2 tRNA genes are annotated in these 258 nt (G+C 54.3%); both read right to left on the bottom strand.

Going from position 1 to position 258, the window contains the following annotated elements:
- Positions 1-91 precede the first annotated feature (91 nt).
- Positions 92-165, bottom strand: a tRNA-Cys gene (locus RYX56_RS23510).
- Positions 166-182: 17 nt separating this feature from the next.
- Positions 183-257, bottom strand: a tRNA-Gly gene (locus RYX56_RS23505).
- Position 258 lies beyond the last annotated feature (1 nt).

Here is a 258-nt window from a genome sequence, read left to right as displayed (position 1 = left end):
CGGACTTGAACCGGCACGGTAGTCACCTACCGCAGGATTTTAAGTCCTGTGTGTCTGCCAATTCCACCACCCCGGCACGGCAGAAAATCATTGGAGGCGGCACCCGGATTTGAACCGGGGATAAGGGTTTTGCAGACCCGTGCCTTACCACTTGGCTATGCCGCCTCAATTAAACAAAAAAATGGAGCGGAAGACGAGATTCGAACTCGCGACCCCCACCTTGGCAAGGTGGTGTTCTACCACTGAACTACTTCCGCA

The organism is Alkalihalophilus lindianensis (genome assembly GCF_032843265.1).
In the GTDB taxonomy this organism is placed as follows: Bacteria; Bacillota; Bacilli; order Bacillales; family Bacillaceae_D; genus Alkalihalophilus; species Alkalihalophilus lindianensis.
The sequence above is the reverse complement of the archived record's forward strand: the minus strand, read 5'-3'. Positions and strand labels throughout refer to the sequence as shown.